16 protein-coding genes and 4 pseudogenes are annotated in these 21584 nt (G+C 67.5%); 7 read left to right on the top strand and 13 right to left on the bottom strand.

Features of this window, described 5'->3' with window-relative positions; all coding sequences use genetic code 11:
* Window positions 1–568: 568 nt before the first annotated feature.
* Window positions 569–1528, bottom strand: a complete 960-nt coding sequence (locus K1J60_RS39640; protein ID WP_220651910.1) for an NADP-dependent oxidoreductase — start codon at window positions 1526–1528, stop codon at window positions 569–571.
* 560 nt (window positions 1529–2088) lie between these two features.
* Here K1J60_RS39640 and K1J60_RS39645 point away from each other — a divergent pair.
* The 3 genes from K1J60_RS39645 (at window position 2089) to K1J60_RS39655 (ending at window position 4905) form a co-directional block, all read left to right on the top strand.
* Window positions 2089–2502 carry an MDR/zinc-dependent alcohol dehydrogenase-like family protein gene (locus K1J60_RS39645; protein WP_220650429.1) on the top strand — a complete coding sequence of 138 codons (414 nt, stop codon included), beginning with the start codon at window positions 2089–2091 and terminating at the stop codon, window positions 2500–2502.
* Window positions 2503–2653: 151 nt separating this feature from the next.
* Window positions 2654–3583 carry an enoyl-CoA hydratase/isomerase family protein gene (locus tag K1J60_RS39650; protein ID WP_259408112.1) on the top strand — a complete coding sequence of 310 codons (930 nt, stop codon included), beginning with the start codon at window positions 2654–2656 and terminating at the stop codon, window positions 3581–3583.
* A gap of 731 nt (window positions 3584–4314) precedes the next feature.
* A complete protein-coding gene (locus K1J60_RS39655; RefSeq protein ID WP_220650431.1) occupies window positions 4315–4905 on the top strand; it encodes a TetR/AcrR family transcriptional regulator in 591 nt (196 codons plus the stop codon).
* Window positions 4906–5246: 341 nt separating this feature from the next.
* Here K1J60_RS39655 and K1J60_RS47270 read toward each other — a convergent pair.
* The 3 genes and pseudogenes from K1J60_RS47270 to K1J60_RS47275 all read right to left on the bottom strand — a co-directional run bounded on the left by K1J60_RS47270 (window position 5247) and on the right by K1J60_RS47275 (window position 6686).
* A pseudogene (locus tag K1J60_RS47270) lies at window positions 5247–6167 on the bottom strand (IS3 family transposase).
* 107 nt (window positions 6168–6274) lie between these two features.
* A pseudogene (locus K1J60_RS46970) lies at window positions 6275–6397 on the bottom strand (terminase gpP N-terminus-related DNA-binding protein); the annotation flags it as partial.
* 76 nt (window positions 6398–6473) lie between these two features.
* The gene (locus tag K1J60_RS47275; protein ID WP_398684336.1) at window positions 6474–6686 is read right to left on the bottom strand and encodes an HNH endonuclease; all 213 of its coding nucleotides are present in this window, start codon (window positions 6684–6686) and stop codon (window positions 6474–6476) included.
* Between the two features lie 211 nt (window positions 6687–6897).
* On the opposite strand from K1J60_RS47275, the gene istA reads away from it, so the two are divergent.
* Complete coding sequence (istA, locus tag K1J60_RS39675; protein WP_220650434.1) at window positions 6898–8316, top strand: IS21 family transposase; 1419 nt, start codon at window positions 6898–6900, stop codon at window positions 8314–8316.
* The gene (gene istB / locus K1J60_RS39680; protein ID WP_220650435.1) at window positions 8313–9083 is read left to right on the top strand and encodes an IS21-like element helper ATPase IstB; all 771 of its coding nucleotides are present in this window, start codon (window positions 8313–8315) and stop codon (window positions 9081–9083) included. Before istA ends, istB begins: the two co-directional genes overlap by 4 nt.
* Window positions 9084–9117: 34 nt before the next feature.
* Here the strand turns inward: istB and K1J60_RS39685 are convergent, their stop codons facing one another.
* The 4 genes and pseudogenes from K1J60_RS39685 to K1J60_RS47285 form a co-directional block, all read right to left on the bottom strand.
* Window positions 9118–9492, bottom strand: a complete 375-nt coding sequence (locus K1J60_RS39685; protein WP_220650436.1) for a hypothetical protein — start codon at window positions 9490–9492, stop codon at window positions 9118–9120.
* Window positions 9493–9606: 114 nt separating this feature from the next.
* Window positions 9607–9854: pseudogene (locus K1J60_RS46975) on the bottom strand (group II intron reverse transcriptase/maturase); the annotation flags it as partial.
* Window positions 9855–9962: 108 nt separating this feature from the next.
* A pseudogene (locus tag K1J60_RS47280) lies at window positions 9963–10649 on the bottom strand (transposase); the annotation flags it as partial.
* A 183-nt stretch (window positions 10650–10832) separates the two neighbouring features.
* Complete coding sequence (locus tag K1J60_RS47285; RefSeq protein ID WP_398684338.1) at window positions 10833–11000, bottom strand: transposase; 168 nt, start codon at window positions 10998–11000, stop codon at window positions 10833–10835.
* A gap of 544 nt (window positions 11001–11544) precedes the next feature.
* Here K1J60_RS47285 and K1J60_RS39700 point away from each other — a divergent pair.
* Entirely contained in the window at window positions 11545–12126 is a 582-nt protein-coding gene (locus K1J60_RS39700) for a GtrA domain-containing protein (RefSeq protein WP_259408113.1), read from the top strand.
* A gap of 146 nt (window positions 12127–12272) precedes the next feature.
* On the opposite strand, the gene K1J60_RS39705 is transcribed toward K1J60_RS39700, so the two are convergent.
* Window positions 12273–13019, bottom strand: coding sequence for a response regulator (locus K1J60_RS39705; RefSeq protein ID WP_220650437.1), 747 nt, complete (start codon window positions 13017–13019; stop codon window positions 12273–12275).
* A gap of 749 nt (window positions 13020–13768) precedes the next feature.
* Here K1J60_RS39705 and K1J60_RS39710 point away from each other — a divergent pair.
* Complete coding sequence (locus K1J60_RS39710; protein ID WP_220650438.1) at window positions 13769–16528, top strand: AAA family ATPase; 2760 nt, start codon at window positions 13769–13771, stop codon at window positions 16526–16528.
* Window positions 16529–16578: 50 nt separating this feature from the next.
* Here K1J60_RS39710 and K1J60_RS39715 read toward each other — a convergent pair whose 3' ends face one another.
* From K1J60_RS39715 to K1J60_RS39730, 4 genes are all read right to left on the bottom strand, one after another.
* Entirely contained in the window at window positions 16579–17196 is a 618-nt protein-coding gene (locus tag K1J60_RS39715; RefSeq protein ID WP_220651912.1) for a TetR/AcrR family transcriptional regulator, read from the bottom strand.
* 262 nt (window positions 17197–17458) lie between these two features.
* Window positions 17459–18418: a GlxA family transcriptional regulator gene (locus tag K1J60_RS39720; protein WP_220650439.1), complete on the bottom strand. Its 960-nt coding sequence runs from the start codon at window positions 18416–18418 to the stop codon at window positions 17459–17461.
* Window positions 18419–18640: 222 nt separating this feature from the next.
* Window positions 18641–19888: an NADH:flavin oxidoreductase/NADH oxidase family protein gene (locus K1J60_RS39725; protein ID WP_220650440.1), complete on the bottom strand. Its 1248-nt coding sequence runs from the start codon at window positions 19886–19888 to the stop codon at window positions 18641–18643.
* A gap of 68 nt (window positions 19889–19956) precedes the next feature.
* The gene (locus K1J60_RS39730) at window positions 19957–21426 is read right to left on the bottom strand and encodes an amidase (protein ID WP_220650441.1); all 1470 of its coding nucleotides are present in this window, start codon (window positions 21424–21426) and stop codon (window positions 19957–19959) included.
* Window positions 21427–21584 lie beyond the last annotated feature (158 nt).

The following is a 21584-nucleotide window of genomic DNA, read 5'->3' on the forward strand; positions in this document are numbered from 1 at the left end:
TCGGCTTCCCGATGCCGTCGGTGTCCTTTTCTCTCCGCCTCTTCCCCGCCCGGGTGCGGCCACCGTTGATGCACAGGTCGTGACTGCGCATCAACGGTGGCCGCGCCGCGGTGGGAGGCGGTGCGCTTCCCACCGCTCGGCCGCGGTCTCCTTCAGCGTGTGCCGCTAGATCAGGTGCGGCGAGGCGAGTCGCTGGGTCCCCCCGGTCGGCACTCGCGATCCTGAGTACCCCGCGCCTGCACGCACGTCGCCCGTGCAGGCCGATCGACGATCCCGCCCCGCCGCCAAGCCTGGCGGCCCCTTGGAGGCAGGTGCCAGGGAGCACAACGCTACCCGGGCCCAAACCCGCTCTGGCCTGGCTGCAGCGCAGCTCGCCGGAACCTGCTGCCCGTCCCCGCTGCTTCACCATGGCCCGCATGGAGGGGAACGTTGCCGCCGGGACGCCCAACCTCAGTGGGACCGCCTACGAAGCGCTGACCGAAGTGGTCGGCCGACTCGCCTCAGGCTCCACCTCTGCCCGGAGATCGACTCGACGCCCTGCAGAGGTGGGTGGGCCGTGGTCGTGTCTCTATGCCTTCCCCGCCTCTTCTACAGTCAGCACGATCTTGCCGGTGGTGCGGCCGGTCTCGCCCAGGGCGTGGGCCCTGGCGGCCTCGGAGAGTGGGAAGGTGGCCTCGATGTGGGCCCGCAGGGCGCCGGTCTCGACGAGGTCGGCGATGGCTTGCATGCCTGCGCGGTCGGCCTCGACGAGGAGACTCTCGAAGCGGACGCCCCGCTCGGCGAAGTCGGCCATCTCGTCGGGGCCGATGGGCGCTGCCGGAAGGATCGAGATGAGAGTGCCGCCCGAGCGCAGCACGGCGAGGGAGCGGACGCGGCCGGTGGTGTCCCTTGAGACCGAGTCGAGGACCACGTCGATGTCCTTGACTGCCTCGGTGAAGTCGACCGTGTGGTAGTCGATGGCCTCGTCCACTCCCAGGGAGCGCAGGAAGTCGTGCTTGGCGGCACTGGCCGTGCCGATGACGTACGCGCCGCGGGACTTTGCGATCTGGACGGCGAGATGGCCGACGCCGCCGGCCGCCGCGTGGATGAAGACACGCTGCCCGGGCTGGACATCAGCGGTGTCGACGAGTACCTGGTAGGCGGTCAGGGCCGCGAGCGGGAGCGCGCCGGCCTGGACGTGGTCGATACCGGCGGGCTTGTGGACGAAGGCGCGGGCCGGGCCGGTCACGTACTCGGCGTGCGAACCGACCCCGTGGGGGTAGGGCAGCATGCCGAAGACCTCGTCGCCCGGCTTGAACAGGGTGACGCCGATGCCAACCGCCTCGACGACTCCGGAGACGTCCCAGCCCAGGATGAGGGGCAGGCCGCCTGCGGTCATGGGCTGGGCGCGGTTCCACCAGTCGGTCGGGTTGACGCCGGCCGCGCGGACGGCGATCAGGATCTCACTCAACCCCGGCTCGGGCCGGGGAAGTTCAACCTCCTTGAGTACCTCGGGGGAGCCGTGGGTGTCCTGGCGGATGGCGCGCATCGTGGCGGTATCGGGATTCGTCATGCGTCCAGCGTCGACGCCCACCCCTCCGCAGTGCCATGGCGTGAATGCCAACTTTCAACGAGATCATGCCATGGCGTCGGGGCTGAAGCAGACGATCTACGAGGTCTGCCCGACGACACGGCGCCCCATGGCGCCTTCAGGCGTCAGGTACCGGCGGGGGACGGGCGATCCATTTGTCGTGCTCTACGTGCCTTCCTGGGTCGGTCGCAGTAATTCGTAGGGCTGAGGCACCCAGAGGAGCTGGGTGCCGCTTCGTCGTGCTGCCGGTCGCGCCCTCGAGATGCTTGGCCACCCGGATCCCCACGACGATTCGGCCGCCGATCGGGAGGTGTGCATACCTGCGGGGCGAACTCGCCGTCTCCGTGACCGATACGGTGACAGATCCGCTTGCAGCTCGCTGTCCGTAACGTCGGACGCGGTCGGCGCACTCGCGCGTACCGCGGGAGACGACATGGCGACCGCGATCATCGAAACCGGAAGCAAGGACGGGATGTCGGCGGATCCGGTGGTGCAAGGGTCTCGACAAGGCACCGCGGGTGCTGAAGCGGGGCGGGACCGTCATCATCACTACCGGGCCACCCGACCCCGCGTTCACCCGGGAGGGCGGCGCCCATACCGTCGTCCGGCTGGCCGTGGCCGCCCTGAGCTACCGGATCCGCCGACGTGCTCGACGGCACCAGGTGACGTACTCGTACCTGTTCATGAAGGCCGGCGGCGACCGACTCCGCGAACTCGCCGCCGAGATCATCCGGCCGTTCGTGGACTCCGCGTTCGACTTCGGCCAGATCTGCGAAGCCATGGCCCACCTCGGCAAGGACGCACCAAGGACGCACCAAGGCCGACAAGGTCGTCATCCGTGTGGCATGACCACGCCCGACCTGCCGCCCCCGGTGGCCCGGCCGCCAAGCCCTCCGCGCACAGAACGCGTCGCCGTCTCAGGAGGAGCGTGACCCGCGCGAGCACCGGAAACTCCCCACCACAACCAACCCATCGGAGGACCACATGGACACGTCGCGAAGTAGCTCGCAGTCCGCAGGACACATTGCCGTCGAGGGCCACGCGGGGGTGCTTGTCGCCCGTTTCCACGGAGGCCCGCATGCGTTGTTCGATCCCGAGATCTCCAAGCAGCTGAAAGAGTTGGTCGATCGTGCAGACCGCGATCCGGACATCCACGCGGTCGTCTTCACCGGTACGCATCCTGACCGCTTCCTGAGTCATTCCGATGCGCGCTGGCTACAAGCAGGTGGCACTGGATTCCCGCCGATCAACACGCGCTTCGCCAAGCTCGCAGCGCGTACGGCGAGGCTCATCAACAGGGTGCCGATCGTCAGGACGCTCGCGGGAATGACCCGGCTCAAGTCACTTCTGCAGCTCGACAGCTTCCATGCCACCTTCCTGAAGATGAATGCAAGCGGCACGATCTTCGTCGCGGCACTCAACGGTTCGGCCCTTGCAGTCGGCGCGGAACTGGCATTTGCCTGTGATCTGCGCATCATGGCAGACGGAGAGCATGTCATCGGCCTGACAGAAGTCCTGCTCGGACTGACACCGGGCGGCGGCGGGTCTCAGCGACTGCCTCGTCTGATCGGTACACAGCAGACGTTGGTCGCCGTTCTCGAAGGCAGGCCGTTCACGCCCGCAGAGGCTCTCGCGCTCGGTGCGGTCGACGAAGTGGTGCCACAGGAAGAGGTCCTCGGCAGGGCGATCGAGCGCGCAGAGTACCTGAGCCTACGCTCGAAGAAATCTCTCGGAGCCATCAAGCGATCCATCTACTTCGGCAGTTCCCTGTCGCTGGAGGACGGCTTGCAGTTCGAGCACGCCGAGTTCCTGGTCAGAGACCAATCGAAGGAAGGTCAGGAGCGGCTGCTTGAGTACATCGCCACCACGGACGCCACTGGCGAGCTTCCTCTGCTGAATCGTGAAACGTACGCGCGAGCACTCGCCACCGGGCGAATCGGAGGTAGCAGCCCACAGCCTGCCGCTGGCTCAAGCGCAACGGCATCGACGGCTCCGGAGTCGCCACCCTCATGAAAGACGCCGGCCTGACCAACGGCTGAAGTTTCCCCGTGATCTCGGACACTCGATGGTTATGCAGCGAGGGCGTGCTGTTGCCGCTGCCTGGTCTCGGCTGGGGTGAGGTAGCCGAAAATCTTGTGCTTGCGCAGGCAGCGGCGGTTGTAGAAGGTCTCGATGAGGTCTGAGTCCGCAGGTAGGACCCCGGGCCGTGGGGCAGCCGGGAGAGCGGGTGCATCGATATGTCACTCGGCAGCGGTCCATTGTCTGTTGGTGACTCGTCGGTTGTGAGGCTGATGTGTCGCAGCATGTCTGGGCGCCCGGAGAGGCATTCCTCTCGGGCGCTTGGCACTGGCGTTGCAGCGGCGATTGCAAGCGGGGAGCGCTCCAAGAGGTGCAGAGCGCGCCCCGCGCTTCCGACGGGCACGCGTCGGATCGCAGCGGACAGGAACCAGTCGACGGCGTTTCCAGGGATGAGCGCCAGGGCCCCAGTGGGGTGGCCGGCGAGGATTCTGTTGACGGCCGACGCCATGAGTCTTGCCGAAGATGGCGAGTCCAGGCGCTGCGTCCGTGGCAGCCCTGATGATGAAAGCCCGTCGCTGGCCTGTCGCCCCTGCTCCAGAGGGCGGCAGGTGGCGAGGCGGCCGACCGTCGCCGTCGGCGACCCTTTGGATTACGTTCGCAATACCATAGACTGGTGAGTCGGTGAAGGGCAACCGGCTCTTCCGGCCGGCGAAGGAGCGTGTGCTGTGGTGCGGTACGCGAAAGAGCACAAGGTGGAGACGAGGCGGCGGATCATCGAGACAGCGGGTCGCCGATTCAAGCAAGACGGTATCGACGGCTCCGGGGTCTCGACGCTCATGAAGGACGCGGGGCTGACCAACGGGGCATTCTACGCTCACTTCGAATCCAAAGATGACCTCGTCACCACGGCAATCGCCGACCAGTTGCAGGCGCAGGCCGAGAGCGTCGTCGCGCGGGCTGCGCCTGGCCGGGCCGGACTCGAGCAGATTGTGCGCGGGTACCTGTCACCCCAGCATCGCGAAAGCCTTGGCGACGGCTGCCCCAACGCCGCTCTGCTCGACGAGATCGGGCGCTGCACCGACACAACCAGGCAGGCGTACACCGACGGTGTGCTGGTCCTCATCGACGGAATTGCCGCCCGTATGGCGCCCGAAGCCCCGAATTCCGCGCGCGTGAAGGCGCTCAGCCTCCTCGGCCTGATGGCCGGGACGCTGCAGCTTGCACGCGCCTTGACCGACACGCAACTCGCCCATGAGCTCCTCGATCAGGGGATAAACAACGCCCTCGCCCTGCTCGACGCTGGGCAGCACATCTGACGCACCACATCCCCAGCCCGGGCTGTAGCTCCGGGGGTGCCTCCATCTGTTCGGTCAAGGGCTTGTGGGCCTGGTAGGCGATCGCAAGCTTGTCGGTTCGTGTGGCCAGGCCGCGCCACTGCTTGAGGCGGTTGGTTGGGTAGGCCGCGCGACGAGGTGCTTGCCATGTGCAGGCCCTTTTCCGCGCGGCCCCCTCCGAACCCGCCGTACGAGTTTCCCGGTAACGGGCTCTCCAGTGACCTATTTCATGACGCCGCTGGTTGGCTTTACTGAGTGGATTGCGTCATGGCAACCGGAGCAGACCACCAGAGTGTCAATCCCCTCGAATCGCGGAGACCTTCCTATGCAGCCAGCCCCTCACCGAGGCTGGACCAGTAGTCGTTTTCGTAGTCGATCGGGCTCTTGAAGCCGCACACGCTGTGTAGCCGACGGCTGTTGTAGAAGTCGGTGATCCAGGTCGCGATCCGGATTCGGGCCTCGGTGCGTGTGGCGAAGGCGTGCCGGTGGACGTACTCGACCTTCAGCACACTGTTGAATGCCTCGCTGACGGCATTGTCGAAGCACGAGCCGACCCGTCCCATGGACTGGAAGACGCCCAGCCGGCGACAGACCCGGCGGAACCTCCGAGAGCCGTACTCGCTGCCGCGGTCCGTATGGAAAATGACACCGCGGACGTCCCCGCCGCGAGTCGCCGCGGCCATGTGCAGAGCGGCGACGACCAGTTCGGCATCGTGACGGGCACCCATCGCTTACCCGAGCAGGCGGCGGGAGAACAGATCGATGACCGTGGCCAAATACAGCTTGCCCTCACCGGTCTCGATCTCCGTCATGTCCCCGCACCAGACCAGGTCGGGCGCCTCGGCGATGAAGTCGCGGCGCACGAAGTCCGGGGCGGCCGGCCGTCTGCCCGGCCGGGTCAGCCCCCGCCGTCTGCGCACCTTCCGCGCGACCAGGCCCAGCTCGGCCATGATCTTCGCGATGGTGTTCACCGAGACCCGCCAGCCCTGCCTCACCAGCCTGATCCAGATCTTCGGCGAGCCGTAGGTGCCGCCGGACGCGTCGAACTCTGCCTTCACCGCTTCGATCAGATGCTGTCTGCGCAGCTCACGCCTGGTGGGCTGACGGGTGCGGTGTTTGTAGAACCACGACTCACTCACGCCCAGGGCGCGGCAGGAGACGCGGTGCGAAATGCCGTGCTCGGTCCTGAAGTCGCTGATCACCCCGACGACGGACGCCGGGTCCGCCACGGCTACTTCACCCACAGGACCATGCAGCGTTTGAGGACATCACGCTCCATGACCAGTTCCTTGTTGTCCCGCTTGAGCTGGGCGTTCTCCCGCCGCAACCGCTCCAGCTCGTCACTTTCGCCGGCCGGTGCGGTCCCTGCCCGACGGGCACGGGAGACCCAGCTCGCCAGGGTGGTCTCGTTGATCCCCAGGTCCTCGGCGACCTCGGCGATCTGTCTTGCCGGTCTCCGTGACGATCCGCACAGCCCCCTCGCGGAACTCCGGGTCGAACTTCCGTCGCTTCTCCGCCATGACTCCCAACTTCCCCTGCAGTCACGGTCTTCACGCTACGAGGGGAGGGACAAGAGTCTTGCGCCGTTTCTTTGCCATGACCTGGCACCATTCAGTAGGTGGCTCTCCCTTGTTGAGGTCGGCGAGCTTTCGGATGTGGTGCACTCGCACGTCTTCCGGCGTCCCGCATAGCTCGCACTTCCCCCGCGAGAGCCGGGTAATCAGCTCTCTTCTGGGGCGGGGGTTGGCCACTTGACGGTCCATGAGAACCGCTGCCTTCTGTCGCGTCAGTGAGATTCCGCCGAATCGTGCGACCAGTGGCTTCCTACCTGCGCTGCGGGGGACACTGGTGTCGGCGTACACGTGAACGTCCCCACCCGCGTACGGATGAAAAGGGACAGTTGCTGATGCGTTGAGACCTGCTGCTCGGCACTCTGCTGCTTGGTCGGTGAGAGGCGGCGGAAGGCGGTCGGCGGTGGTCCTGGATCCGCATCGATGGTTGGAATTGCGGCGCTTCCGGAGTCTGCTGGAGTCCGGGGCGATCAGCTTGTCGGAGGTGGCCCGGGAGACTGGGCTGGACCGGAAGACGGTCCGCAAGTATCTGTCGGCACCAGGTCCGGCGACCCCGCCACGACGGTCGCCGAACGGGCGGTCGAAGGCGAGGGTGATCGACGAGTTCGCGCCGCTGGTCGACTCGATGCTGCGGGCGGAGATCCTGATGAAGGCCGCGGTGATCCACGGGCGGCTGGCTGCGGAGTACGGGTTCACCGGCAACTACCAGCGCGTCAAGCTCTACGTTCAGGAAGCCCGGCCTCGCATCGCTGAGGAACTCGGCATCACGCCGAAGGAACTCGCCGGCATGCACCGCCGGTTCGAGGTCATCCCCGGCGCCCAGGCCCAGGTCGACTGGGGCGACGAGGGCAGGATCCTCGCCCACATGGGCATTCCGAAGGTCTACTCCTTCCACATGACGCTGTCGTACTCGCGAGACCCGTTCTGCTGCTTCACCACCAGCCAGGACCTCCAGACGTTCTTCGACTGCCACCGACGGGCCTTCGCCCACTTCGGCGGCGTCCCGATGACGATCGTCTACGACCGCACGAAGACCGTCGTCCGCCGCCATGTCGCTCCGGGCGAGGCGGTCCCGCTGCATCCGGAAGCGGTCGGTTTCGCCGGCCATTACGACTTCGACATCGACGTCCTGGCCGCCTACCGGCCCACCGGCAAGGGACGCGTCGAACGGCAGGTCCTCATCGTCCGTGACCACGTCCTGTCCGGCCGGTCGTTCTCCTCCGTCGAGGAGATGGACGCCGCCTTCACTACCTGGGTGCCGCAGCGACGGGCTCAGGCCCACAGGACTCACCAGCAGATCATCGGCGAGCGGGCGGCCCGCGACCACATGGCCCTCAAACCGCTGCCGGAGACTCCGTATCTGGTGGCCGAACGGCATCTGCGACCGGTCGGCAAGGACTGCCTGGTCGCCTTCGGCGGCAACCTCTACTCGGTGCCCGCCCGCAAGGTCCGACCGCGTCAGCTGGTGGAGATCAGGGCCACGAAATCGCAGGTCATGCTGCATTCCACCATCGCGGACACCAGCGGCGAAACGCTGCTGGCCACCCATCCGCGGGCGATCGGCCGCGGGGTTCGCGTCGTCGAAGAGGCCCACTGGGACGGTCTGCCCACCGGCAAGGGACGCCGCACCACCACCGGCGATGTCCTGCCACGGCCTCGCCATGAACGTCCGTTGGGCGAGGAGGCCGGACCCTTGCAGGCCCTGCTGAACCGGGCCGCGGCCACCCGCGTCGAGGTCGGCCGCCGTCCGCTGTCGGTCTATGACGAGCTGACCGGCACCCGTCCCTTCACCACCCGTCCGAGCACGAGGGAAACGTCTTGAGCGAGCTGGTCTCCACCCGCATCCGCAATACGGCCGGCAAGCTCGGCCTGCCCCACCTGGCCGAAACGATCAACGAGTACACGCGGCGGGCCGACGAGGGCAAGATGGGCTACCTCGACTTCCTCGACCTGGTGCTGTCAGAGGAACTCGCCGTCCGTGACGACCGCCGCTTCCGCCAGGGCCTGCGGCTCTCCCGGCTGCCGCACCACAAGACACTCGACGAGTACGACTTCTCCTTCCAGCCCGACCTCGACCCGCGCAAGGTCAAGGACCTGGCCACCCTCTCGTTCGTCGACGGCAAGGCGAACGCCGCCCTGCTCGGGCCGCCCGGGGTCGGCAAGACACACATCGCCGTCGCTCTCGCGGTCGCGGCCTGCCGGGCCGGCTACTCGATCTACTTCACCAGCCTCGACGACATGGTCCGCAACCTCAAAACCGCCGAAGCCGCCGGACGTCTGACGAACAAGCTCGGCACCTACCTGCGGCCAAGCGTTCTCGTCGTCGACGAGGTCGGCTACCAGCCCCTCGAACGAGCCGAGGCAAACCTGGTCTTCCAGGTCATCTCAAAGCGTTACGAGAAGGGCTCGATCATCCTGACCTCGAACAAGACCTTCAGCGAATGGGGCCAGGTCTTCGGCGACGAGGTCCTCGCCACCGCCATCCTCGACCGTCTCCTCCATCACTGCGAAGTGATCTCCATCAACGGTCCCAGCTACCGGCTCAGGAACCGCCTCAAGGCGATCGAGCGGGACAACGACGTGGCCTGACGCCCCACGTCGCTTCCGCCGGCCGAGCACTTGATCAGTTGTTGCTCACCCGCTGAAAGATCTCGGAGAACTCGCCGTTCTCGATCAGTCCGGCGATCACGTCGGTCATGTTGTCGATGCCGGGATCCCTGACGATCAGGCCGTCCGAGACCCAGAAGTACCGGCCCCCGAGGGCCTCGTCGGTCCCTGCCCAGAGTTTCATCAGGCGCTCGACTTCCGCGACGGTGAACACGGTCGCGGTCCAACGAGATTCATCCTTCAGAGTCACGAAGACATCGACGTTGCAGACCTCGTCCAAGTCCTCGCCGTCGCTGGGCAGGAACGACGCCTGGAAGCCCTCCGTGCGGACCCGATACCAGGGCTCGTCCCACCCTCGCTCGATCGGTTCAGACGATGTGCTGTGGCTCATCGCGCGAGTGTCCCTGGTCGGGGCATCGATCTCAACCGAGATCCTCTGCCGTGCTGCCGCTGCCCGCGGTCAGAGCTGGGGACGTTGGGCCGTACGCAACTGGGGAGAAAAGTCCGTACGCCGACAACTGGCATCGAAGCATGTGCGGAGCCCATACGGTGTCTCGACTTTGGCCTGTAACGGGCCGTCATCTTGGACACCGTCGAGCGGTGCTTCGCTGCCAGTGTCTTGAGCAACGAGGTTTCCATGGCCCAACGCAGCCGATGCAATCGGCATACGTTGCCGGCCAGAAGGTAGTACTGGACGAAGCCCCGATACTCGGCCCCGTAGACGTTGACAATGGTGTAGTCGTCGTCGTTGAGAGGTAATCCGTCGCCCTAGGGCTCGCGCCCCGTAGGCGAAATCCCGCGTTCGTCCTTATTGCACTTCATGGCGTGACGTAGGTGCCCCACTCATCTCCTCGAATGTCCTCACTGGACATCGCCCACGCCGCAGAGGGTGCGTCGGCCATGCATCAAAGCCGTCACAGGACATGGCATCGGTTTTAGTAGCCTTTCCGATGGATGCGAACTTTCATCGACTGGAGATTGGAGTTCAGGCAATACAGCTTTCGCCTTATCACGCGGGCCCCTCAGTGCACCGTCCCTGGCAACTGAGCCCGGTCGCTGATTCTCTGGCATGCTCTGGTCCCCATCACCTTTCGGATCCAGGTGAGCCATCAGGCCCAGGAATATCCCTCCAATTCCTCCCGGCTGGGCCGGGGATACAACAAGGCGCCTCGTGGCGCACATGCACCGTTCGACGGTGTTTCGCTGCTTGTAGGCCTTGCTGTCGAAGCCGGGCGGACGGCCACCGAGTCGGCCTCGCCGCAGGCGGTGGCCGACTTGGTCGGACGGCTGCGGGATGACCGCGCGGATGCCCCGGCGCCGCAGGTGGCTGCGAATGGCGCGTGAGGAATACGCGCGGTCGGCCAGAACGGCCAGGGGCCGGGTCCGAGGCCTGCCCGGGCCCTCGCGGGGCACGCGGATGCGGGACATCCCCATCTCGAAGGCGGGTGCATCACCTGCCTGGCCTGCGGTGACAGTGAAGGCGAGGGGCCGTGCGTGGCCGTCTGCAGCGGGGTGGACCTTGGTGCTCAGTCCGCCGCGAGAGCGTCCGAGCGCGTGGTCGGCGGGTTCGCCGGAGCGGGCCGCCCCTTTTGAGTGCTCCGGCGGCGTGCTGGTGGGCCCGGACGACGGTGGAGTCCACCGACACGGTCCAGTCGATGTCGTCGTCGGCGTCCGCCACTGCCAGGACGGCGGCGAGGATCCTCTCCCAGGTGCCGTCGACGGCCCATCTGATCAGCCGCTTGTGAGCGGTCTGGAACGAGCCGAGCTGGTTGGGAAGGTCGCCCAGGGCGAGTTGGTGCGGTACTTCCACGCGATGGCTTTGAGGGTGCGGCGGTGGTCGGCCCATCGCCGCCCGCGGACCGGATCCGCCGGCATCGGCGGCTCGATCCGGTCCCACATCGCATCGGTGATCACTAATCGGACGGACACATCCGATCAACTGACCAACCCATCAAAGAGACACGCGCTAGGAGGCGCGTTCACCGGGATCCCGGTGCGCCAGAGCGTCGTCGCCTCCGTTCTGCGTTGGGTCGGCTGACCCTGCTAAGTCATGCCCTGTCCGCCCCTCGGCGTGATGCGGGAGGCAGCGTGCAGCGGTCGGTAACGGAGTCTCTTCGGTTCGGCGGCCGCCCTGTTCGTGCCGCCCAGTGCGCGTGGAGGGGCATCGGTGGAGAAGTCACGGGAGGGATGCCACCCGGACTCGTGGCCTGCGCAGCGACGCGATCGTCGCGGCGGGGTGTGCTGCGGGGAGCCCGCTCCTCGCACCGCATGTGAGTACGATCATAATTCTATGTTGGATCAGGTCCTTGTCTGTGAGTCGGCTGGCCACTTATGGTCGTACGGTCGTAATGTAAAAGGCGCGTAAGCGTGCTGGCGCATCGCCCCCCCGTGAACCCGCTGGCCAAAGAGGACCAGTAGCCCTCCCAGCCGAAAGGGGCTTCCCGTGAAGTTGCTGGTCTTGTCGAAGATGGCGCCGGGGGCGGCCGGGGAGCCGTGGGGTTCGAAGTGGGCGGACGCCGACACGACCGCCGGGGGACGGAGCCCGGCCCCTGGTCCCATCGCCTCCTTCGCCCGGTTCGTCCTGTTGGGTGGTGGCGTCGGGGTCGCGTCCAGCACCGCCGTGGTCGGTCTCGCCGGACTGATGCCCTGGGCTGCGGCGAATGCTCTGATCACCGTCGCCTCGACTCTCCTCAGTACGGAGCTCCACGCCCGTTTCACCTTCGGGGCAGGGCGTGCCGGATGGCGTGAGCACTGGCAGTCCACAGGGTCGGCCACGGCCGCTTATGTGGTGACCTCCACCGCGGTGCTCGTCCTGCATCTCGTGCAGCCGTCGGCCGGAGTGTTCTATGAGCAGGTCGTCTACCTCACCGCCGCCGGACTCGCGGGCATCGGGCGTTTCCTGGTGCTGCGTGTGTTCGTCTTCGCCCATGGCCGGACCCGGACCACGGCGCGGGCCATGAGCCCGGCGCCGGCACGGGAGTCGGGCGCCAAGGTGTCCCTGCTCTTCCCGGTGCCGACGCTATGAGTAGCCGCCTGACAGTGTCTTCCTCACCGATGGCCGCCGACTTCTTCGGGCTCCGAAATGGTCCGCACCTTCTGAATCATTGAATGCCGCTGGCTCGGCGTGAAGCCGAGCACCGACAGCGGCAGGCTGACTGTGCGCATGACTGGTCAGCCGACTGTAGGCAGAGCGTGAGGACCTCTGCGGTCGGCGCTGGTCGGGCGCGGCGGTGCCGGTCGTGCCGGCCTGACCAGTCCGGTGTCGTAGGCGAAGATCACGGCCTGGACGCGGTCGCGGGCGCCGATCTTGGCGAGGATGTGGCTGACGTGGGTCTTCACGGTGGATTCGGCCAGCGACAACCGCTCGCCGATCTCGATGTTGCTCCAGCCGGAGGCCATGGCAGTCAGCACTTCGCGCTCGCGCCGGGTCAGGGATCCGTGTTCGCGCCGGGTCAGGAAGGCGGGCTGCCGCTGGTGGCCGGGGGCGCGGCCGGGCAGCCGGTCGGGGAAGGTGTCGATGAGCTGGCGAGTCAGGCTGGGGGCGATGACCACGTCCCCGGCGGCCACGGACCGGATACCCGCGACGAGTTCGTCGGGTGGCGCGTCCTTCAGCAGAAACCCCCTGGCGCCGGCCCGCAGGGCGTCGTACGCGTGCTCGTCGATGTCGAAGGTGGTCAGGATCAGGACGCGGGAGCGGCCTTCGGCCTCGATGATGCGGCGGGTGGCCTCGATGCCGTCCATGCCGGGCATCCGTACGTCCATGAGTACGACGTCGGGGCGCAGTTCAGCGACTTTGCGGACCGCCTCCGTTCCGTGTGCGGCCTCGCCCACCACGGTCAGATCGGGGTGCTGTTCCAGAAGTATCCGGAAGCCGAAGCGCTGCAGGGCGTGGTCGTCGACGATGAGAACGGTGGTCATGCCAAGTCTCCGTGTGAGCGGTGGTGGGGGTGGTGGGGCTGGTGGGGCCGAGAAGGGCACGGACGGTCCGATCACCGCGGGAGTTGGGGCCCGCGACGCCCTCTCCTTGGCGGAGGGCAACCCGCTTGCGTATGCCAACAGCCGCTGACCGCCGCCGACATGGCCGTCCACCCGTGGGGTGCACGACGGTCCGGTGTCCTCGGCGGTGACGTCTGCCGTGTCGAGGGTGGGGATGACGATGACATGCGTCGCGTGCCAAGGATGCGGCGTACTTGACGATGTTGGTCAGGACTTGGTGGACGATGCGGTGGACGGCGAGCTGGAGCCCAGGGTGCGGCCTGCCGCGTCGCCCTCGGTGTGCGGGGTGGCGGCGCGGTCCCACCGCAACAGGGCGTCGAGATCGACCAGGCCCGACTGTGATGAGTATGGGTGTCACTCCGGTATCCCGCCGTCGTCACGGATGACGGAGTCGGCGCCGTACGTCTCCACGGGCGACAGTCGGTCGCCGGTTGAGCGTGCGGAGTTGCCCATCGAAGTCCCTCGCGGGAACGGCATGGCCGAGTATGCTGATGCCTCCGGTGGTCGGGCCGACGGCGCACTTCGCGAACGTGCAGATCACGTTTCCGACGCTATCGATGAAGGAACGGCACCGGATCCGTCGCCATATCGGTCATGGAACCGTCAAGTCTGGTTGAACGGGGCAGCGGGAGTGGCTCGGGGTGAGCGCAGTCATTTAAGCTTTCAAGCAAATGGACCTTTACGGACGACGCCAGGAGCAGGCAGCCCTTGACCGGATCCTTGACGGTGCTCGGCAAGGCGACGGGGCAACGCTGGTGCTGTGGGGTGACCCCGGCATCGGCAAGACCGCCCTGCTGGAATACGTGGCTGAGTCCGCGGCTGCGGACTTCACTGTCTTGAGATGCGCGGGCACTCGTCTTGAGTCGGGGCTCACGTTCGCCGCTCTGCAAGAATTGCTGTGGCCGGTGACGGAGCGGATCAGCACCCTTCCGGAGCCGCAGGCCAACGCCTTGAACGGGGCGCTCGGGATGAGCGGCGACGTGGCGGACCGGTTCCTGATCGGCGTGGCCGTACTGACGCTCGTCGGTGAGCTGGCCAAGGAACGGCCGGTGCTCATCATCGCCGACGACGCCCAATGGCTCGACGAGCCATCCGCACAGTGCCTGGCCTTCGCCGCGCGCCGACTGCGCAACGAGCCCGTGGTCATGCTCCTCACCGGACACGACGACCCCGTCGACGGCCCCTGGGAGAACGCGGCGGCCATGGAGGTCCAGAAGCTAGGCGACGAGGACGCCCAGCTCCTCGCCCGGGCCGTCGCACCACACGCGGACGAGGCGGTGATCCGCCGCACGGTCCACGCGGCAGCCGGGAATCCCCTCGCACTCCAGGAACTGCCCACGTCCCTGGCGGCCGGCGACATCTCGGCGCACCCTTTTGCCGATAAGCAGGTCGCCGTAGGGCCACGCCTGCGCCGTGCCTTCCGCGCCCGGATCGAGAGGTTGTCCGCGGCTGCCCGCACCGCGCTCCTTCTCGCCGCCTCCGATGACCGTAGCGATCGAAACACCATGTGCCAGGCCGGACTTGTGCTCGGCCTCGACGCAGTCGCGTGGGACGAGGCGCTGCACTCGGGCCTGCTCACCGAGCGCTCGGACGGTCGCATCTGCTTCCGCCACCAGCTGATGGAGGCGGTGGTCTACGACTTGGCGCCGCCCGCGAACCGCCAGGCCGTTCATCATGCGCTCGCCTCCGTGCTGACCGGTGAGAACGCCGATGAACTGCGGCCTTGGCACCTCGCCGCAGCTTTGGAAGCCGTGGGGCTACCCGACGAGGAGGTGGCCCGGCTGCTGGAGGAGTCGGCCCACCGGTCCTGGGCGCGCGGTGGCTGTGCCACGGCTGCCCGTGCCCTGCGGCGTGCGGCGAAATTCTCCCCTTCAACGGACGACGCGGCCAGGCGACTGGCTCACGGAGCGAGGGCGGCCTGGGAGGCCGGCCACGTCGGGGTGGCGCGGGGCATGCTGGAGCGGGCCGAAGGGATGTCCTCCGCGGCCACGGTCGCGGAGCTCAGCATGGGGTTGCGCGGGCTGATCGAGTTCGCACACGGCGATCTGGAAACCGCCTGCCGTCAGCTGACCCGGGACATGGAGCGGGTGGCCGATCCCGGTCAGGCGTTGATGCTCGGCAGTATGGCGCTGCGGGCGGCGTGGGCGGCCAGTCATGACGCACTGCAGCGCGAGGCGCTCCAACGGCTCGAGCGGCGGCTCCCGCAAAGGAATTTCCCGAACGCCGATCTGCTGCCGTTGCTGCGCCAATGGTGGACGGAGGAGAGCGGCGGCGCCGATGACCGACAGCAGGGCGTGGCCCCCGTCCCTGAAATCCTCACCCGGCTCAGCGGCAGTTCCTGGCTCCTGATGCCCCCGGCACCTCTGGCGGTGGCCTGGGGCATCGAGTCCGCCCTGCACGAGGCGCTCCGCCGTGAAATCGACATGCTGCGGCACACGGACCAGGTCACCGCGCTGACCCAGGCGCTGGCCCAGACTGTGGCGCTCGACATCGCGCGAAGCTCCTGGGCCTCGGCCACGGCGAACGCCCTTGAGGGGCTCCAAGTGGCCGAGGGGACCGGCGATGACCACCTGGCGGCGCAGTGCCGCGCCAATCTCGGATGGCTGGCAGCCGCCCGAGGCGAGGAGCGGACCGTCGCAGACTTCGCCGCTTGGTGCATCGAGGTATGGGTGCCACGTGGGGTGCGCGTCTTCAGTGCCTGCGCTGAGTGGAACCTCGGCATGTCGGCGCTCTTCGCAGGCCGGGCCGAGGAGGCGCTGGACCGCCTGGTCCGGCTGGGTGAGCACGGACATCAAGCGGTGAACGCCACCATCGCGGTGCTCGCCGCGCCGGACACCGCCGAGGCCGCCCTCCAGGTCGGGCGGCGGGCGACGGCCGAGGAACAGGCACGGCTGTTGCGAAGGTGGGCCGAACGTACGAACGCACCGTGGGTGATCTCCGCGACGCACCTGGTCCATGCACTGCTGGCATCCCGAGACGATGCGGAGAAGCAGTTCCGGCTTGCGCTGGAGGTCCCCGGAGCCGAGTCGCGGCCCTTCAACTACGCCCGGACGCGACTGCTGTACGGCGAGTGGCTCAGGCGGGCCCGCCGCCGCACAGATGCCCGGACACAGCTGGCCGAAGCCGCGAAAACCTTCGAGCGGCTCGGCGCGGCTCCCTTGCTCGCCCGCACCCGGGCCGAACAGGAACTGGCCGGGCAGCAACCACGCCGTGACTCCGCGCGGGCACAAGCAACCCTTACGGCACAGGAGTTGAGAGTCGTCAAGCTGGCCGCGGAGGGGCTCACCAACCGGGAGATCGGGGCGCAGTTGCTGATCAGTCCCCGCACGGTGAGTCATCACCTGGCCAACGTGTTCCCCAAACTCGGTATCGTCTCGCGCGCAGACCTCGCGCGCATCGACTTCGAGGACGGGCTGCGTCTGATGGGGTGACCGGCTGTATTCCCGGGCTGCCCGGTTTCTTACCGTAGTGATGATCTCCGTCACGGTCCTTCGGGTTGGGGCAGCCGCCGTACCAGGTCCACCCAGGTGGCCTGCAGGTGTGCGGTGGCCACCCCGCGCTCCTTGCGCAGGTAGTCCGCGGCTTCGAAGCTCGTGAAGGCGAGAAGGGCGTGGGCCAGCATGTCGTGGTCTCCGTCTACTCCGGTCTCTCGCAGGAGAGTTGAGACATGACGGTGGTAGGTCCGGCCGGTGTCCGAGGCATTGCGGCGTGCGTAGGACACCTGGCGTCCCAGCGCGGCGCCCAGGTCCGCGTCGGCGGCGATGCGCTCAAGCAGCGCGCAGCCGAACGCTGCCAGACGCTCTTGCGCAGGTGCTCCTGGCCCCAGGGGAGGAGGACCCGAGGTATGCACATCCTGGAACTCCGCCTCGGCTTCGTCGAGGAGAGCGACCAGGAGGCCGTTGCGGTTGCCGAACCGGCGATAGAGCGTGCCCTTTCCTACCCCGGCGGCTTCGGCTACCTCCCGCATCGTCACCTTCTCGGCTCCCTGTTCAGCGATCAGTTGTGCGGCCGCTCCCAGTAGCCGGGAGCGATTGCGCGCGGCATCGGATCGCTCGGCGGTGACGCCGATCGATGCGTTGTTCGGTGTATCCGTCACCATTGACTCCGTCATTTCGGGCGTACGTACATACACGCATCCGTCCTGGATCTGCCCCTGGGCGCACTTGGACGGGAGGGTCGGCCGAGGGTCGAGGGGGCCGACCGGCGCGCAGGTCGTCATAGGAACCACGGAACCGGCCGTCACCGGCTGCCCGGCCCCGGAACGTCTGACGGGGACGGTCGCCGCTCAGGGTTTTCGGGGCCACGGCGTCATGGATGCCGTCAGCAGTCGGCTTGGCAGGGCGGTAGGTGCGGGACGCTTCTCAGTGCGTAGGGGACGGGGTGCCGCGGAAGGTGCGCCGGTAGCTGAGTGGGGAGACGCCGATGGCGGCATGCAGGTGTTCGCGCAGGGATGTGCCGCCGGCGAAGCCGACTTGGCCGGCGATCTCGTCCACCGGCAGGTCGGTGGTTTCCAGGAGGTGCCGTGCCCGGTCGACGCGCTGCCGGATCAGCCAGCGTCCCGGGCTCATGCCCACTTCCTCGGTGAAGCGGCGGGCGAAGGTGCGCAAGCTCATGTGGGAGTGCTCGGCGAGGTCCGTGAGAGTCATGGGTTCGTGGAGGTTTTCCAGGGCCCACTGGCGGGCGGTGGCCGTCCCGTTGGCCGTGGTCTCGGGCACCGGGTGCAGGATGTACTGCGCCTGCCCTCCTTCGCGCCACGGAGGGGCGACGCACATGCGGGCCACCCGGTTGGCGACTTCGCTGCCGTGGTCCTTGCGGATGATGTGCAGGCAGACGTCGAGCCCGGAGGCGGCCCCGGCCGAGGTCAGCACGTCTCCGTCGTCGATGAAAAGTACGTCCGGATCGAGTGCGACTTGTGGGAAGCGTGTTCGAAAGAGGTCCGCGACCATCCAGTGGGTGGTGGCCGGCCGACCGTCGAGGAGACCGGCTGCGGCGAGGACGAAAGCGCCGGTGCAGATCGATACGAGGCGGGTGCCCGGGGTCACGGACGCGAGTGCCTGGACCAGCACTTGAGGAATCCCCGCTGTGACGTCGGTGGAGGTGAAGGGTGGGATGACGACGGTGTCGGCGGTGCGCAGCGCTTCCGGGCCGTGCTCGACGGTGATCGAGAAGTCGGAGTTGGTGCGTACCGGGCGGCCGTCGACGCTGCAGGTGATGACCTCGTAGCGGCCGTCCGCTGCTCCGAAAACCCGGCTGGGAATGCCTAGTTCGAAGGGGTAAACGCCTTCTACGGCCAGAACGACGACTCGGTGCACAGGTGCCATGGCGTGATCCCGTCGAATGTTGCAATTCATGCCATGATATCGGACGGCGGCGGCAACACGCTGGACGCTTCACGCGCAGCGTCACCTACGCGCCACAAGGCAAGGTCCCCTGTTCTCGCCGAGTTCGAAGGCAGCGCCGTGAACACGACGACCGGACCCGTCCGCCGCAGCACTTCCCGAGGCGGACTCGGCGGGGGCTCCAGCCCGTTGAGCTGCGGGCGCTCATGACCCGCCTCGCTTGGCGCGGAACGAGGTGCGGCCGTTTCGCCGAACCATCGCGACGGTGGTGGCAAGGCTGCCGCGCTTCAGGTCGGGGCGCAGGCCGTCCCCGAGGCGGTGTATCTGGTCGGTGTGCCAGCTGATGTCCAGTACCCCGTCCAGGGCCTTCAGGTCGGTGATCTTGCCCAGCAGGTTTCTCATGCCGTAGCGCACCTGGTGAGCCGTGAGTGCCTCGGCTCGTCCTTCGAGGATGAGCCGGCCCGCGTCCGGCGTGGTGATGGTCGGCCGGCCGATGCCGACCACGTCGCATTCGCCGGCTTGTACGGCTCGCTGCATGGCGTCGCGGGTACGGAATCCGCCTGTGACGGCGAGGGGGATGTCGCCCACGAGCTTGCGAACGGTGCGGGCGTACTCCAGGAAGTACGCCTCGCGTGCCCTGGTGCTGGGGGCCGCCGAGCCGCTCATCGCCATGGACTCGTACGTACCGCCGCTGACCTCGATGAGGTCGATGCCTTCGCGGGCGAGCGCCGCCAGCACGGCCTGGGACTCGGCCTCGGTGAATCCGCCGCGCTGGAAGTCCGCCGAGTTGAGTTTGATGCCCACCGCGAAGCCGGGCCCGACGCGGCCACGGATGCGGCGGACGACCTCCAGGCCGAAACGCATCCGCCCCTGGAGGTCACCGCCCCACTTGTCGTCGCGTCGGTTCGACAGCGGTGACAGGAACTGCGAGATGAGATACCCGTGGGCCCCTTGCACCTGAACGCCGTTGAAGCCGGCTGTCTCGCACACGGCCGCGGCCGTGGCGAAGCGTTCGATGATCTCCTCGATCTCTGCCGGTCGCAGCTCCCGCGGCGTCGTGGCTCCGGGAAGTTTCGCCGGGATCGGGCTGGGCGCCACGGGCGTGTGCCCGAGTGCCAACGGGTTGGCCTGGCGCCCGGGGTGGTTGAGCTGTGCCCAGATCGCACCGCCCGAGTCCTGGGCCGACTTGGCCCAGCGCGAGAGAGCGCCTAGATCACGCTCGTCCTCGATGACGATGTTGCCCGGTTCGCCGAGCTGTGTGCGGTCGACCATGACGTTGCCGGTGATCATGAGGCCGTAGCCGCCCCTGCTCCATGTGGAGTACAGACGGCCGAGGCGTTCGTCGGGTGCGTTGGCCCTGTTCCCCAACGACTCGCTGAGCGCCGACTTCATCAGGCGGTTGGCCAGTATCTGGCCGTTCGGGAGAGTGAGGGAGGTGTCCAGCGTATTCATCCGGGCTCTTCTTCGGTGCGGTCGGCGTCAGCCGGGGGGCGGGTTCAGGCAGTGCGGTCGGCGGATCGTCACATGAAGGCCGGAGGGGGCTGGTAGCCCTCGAGTTCCCGGCCGAGGAGCTCGGCGAACTTGATGGTGGTGAGGTCGCCGCCGCTCGGACCCATCACCTGGAGCCCGACAGGCAGACCGTCCCGGCCGGTTCGGACGGGAATGGTCGTCGCCGGAGAACCGGCCACGTTGGCGATGGCGCTCCACTTGACCTGGTCCCAGTACGGGCGGGACCGCTCGTTGACCTGGATCCGCCGTCCGAATCGGTCGATCGGTTTGTTGTGATGAGGCGGTGCCGTGGTGGGGGTGACCGGCATGAGCAGGACGTCGAAGTCCCGGAAGAACTCGGTCCACCGTTGCCGCAGCTCATGGCGTGCCACATCCGCCTGGAGCCAGCTGTAGTGGGACTGGAAGGTCCCGCGCAAGGCGTACAGCGCCTCTCCACGAGGATGCTGGGCAAGACGCGCGAGGAGCGCAGTGTTGGAGGCCGCTGTCAGTCCGGATCGGTCGTAGGTGAACGCACCGAACAGCAGGCGTAGGAAAATGTCATGACTGGTCGCCATGTCACCGGGGAGGCCGGAGGGCCGCAACTCGACCTTGGCGCCGGCCGCCTTGAGGGCATTGAGGGCGTCGTCCATCGCTGTGGCGACGTCGTGGTCGACGGGGCACGAGGGATCCTCGGGCCACACCGCGACGCGGAAGCCGTCCAGCTCGCCCGCCCTGGGGGGTGCGAGGGTGTAGCTGAAACCGCCGTCGCGCTCGGGCGGCCCCACCGTCGCGTGGAGGATGGGGACGAGGTCGCGGGCCTCGCGCACCTGGGCGCCCGCACAGGCGAGGTCGATCTCACCCCACCGCCCGACACCGGGTCCGCCCGGCACGTGGCCGATGAGCGGGATGGACCGCCAGGTCGCCTTGTGTCCGTAGAGGCCGTTGAAGTGTGCGGGGATCCGGGTGGATCCCCCGATCTCCGAGCCGAAGTCGAAAGCGGTCAGCCCCGCGGCCGTGGCCACGGCGCCGCCCCCTGCGGAGCCCCCGGACGTGCGCGCGGTGTTCCACGGGTTGAGAGTCGGTCCGAACACCGGGTTGTCCGCCTGGACGTCCTGGTTCCCCGGGGGCATGTTGGTCTTGCCGATGATCACCGCACCTGCGGCACGCAGCCGTCGCACCGCCTCGGCGTCCTGTTCGGGCACGTAGTTCCGGAGGTGGGGCCGGCCACACACGGTCCGCAGACCGGCGGTCTCGTAGCTGTCCTTCAGCGTGATCGGCAGACCGTGCAGCGGACCGAGTTCTGCCCCGCTCTCGCGTTTCGCGTCGGCATTCCTTGCATCGCGCCGCGCCCGGTCGACGTCGAGGGTGACGATCGCGTTGAGCGTCCGGTTGTGGGCGTCGATGCGGCTCAGGTAGACATCGAGCAGTTCCTCACTCGACACCTCGCCCGAGGCCAGCGCACTCAACTGGTCCACGGCTGACTGGAACGGGAGGTCATGCACGGGGAGCCTCGTTTCGCTGCGCCGATTGGGCGGGCCCATAGGCCGAGAGGGGGCGGTCCCCTGATCCCTCATGGGCGAACGGTCATACTATTACGACCATACGTTAATTTCTAGCCTTCTCCCCTCGTGAAGTTCGGTTGTCACCGGATCGGAGCCCG

The organism is Streptomyces akebiae (assembly GCF_019599145.1).
Taxonomy (GTDB): Bacteria; Actinomycetota; Actinomycetes; order Streptomycetales; family Streptomycetaceae; genus Streptomyces; species Streptomyces akebiae.

What these genes read in the sequence shown, in the direction of transcription:
- K1J60_RS39640 (WP_220651910.1), bottom strand. Translation starts at nt 1,528, where the DNA reads ATGCGCGCCATCCGCCAGGACACCCACGGCTCCCCCGAGGTACTCAAG.
- K1J60_RS39685 (WP_220650436.1), bottom strand. Translation starts at nt 9,492, where the DNA reads ATGAGCCACAGCACATCGTCTGAACCGATCGAGCGAGGGTGGGACGAG.
- K1J60_RS47285 (WP_398684338.1), bottom strand. Translation starts at nt 11,000, where the DNA reads ATGTGGGACCGGATCGAGCCGCCGATGCCGGCGGATCCGGTCCGCGGG.
- K1J60_RS39705 (WP_220650437.1), bottom strand. Translation starts at nt 13,019, where the DNA reads ATGACCACCGTTCTCATCGTCGACGACCACGCCCTGCAGCGCTTCGGC.
- K1J60_RS39710 (WP_220650438.1), top strand. Translation starts at nt 13,769, where the DNA reads ATGGACCTTTACGGACGACGCCAGGAGCAGGCAGCCCTTGACCGGATC.
- K1J60_RS39725 (WP_220650440.1), bottom strand. Translation starts at nt 19,888, where the DNA reads ATGAATACGCTGGACACCTCCCTCACTCTCCCGAACGGCCAGATACTG.
- K1J60_RS39715 (WP_220651912.1), bottom strand. Translation starts at nt 17,196, where the DNA reads ATGGTGACGGATACACCGAACAACGCATCGATCGGCGTCACCGCCGAG.
- K1J60_RS39720 (WP_220650439.1), bottom strand. Translation starts at nt 18,418, where the DNA reads ATGGCACCTGTGCACCGAGTCGTCGTTCTGGCCGTAGAAGGCGTTTAC.
- K1J60_RS47275 (WP_398684336.1), bottom strand. Translation starts at nt 6,686, where the DNA reads ATGGACCGTCAAGTGGCCAACCCCCGCCCCAGAAGAGAGCTGATTACC.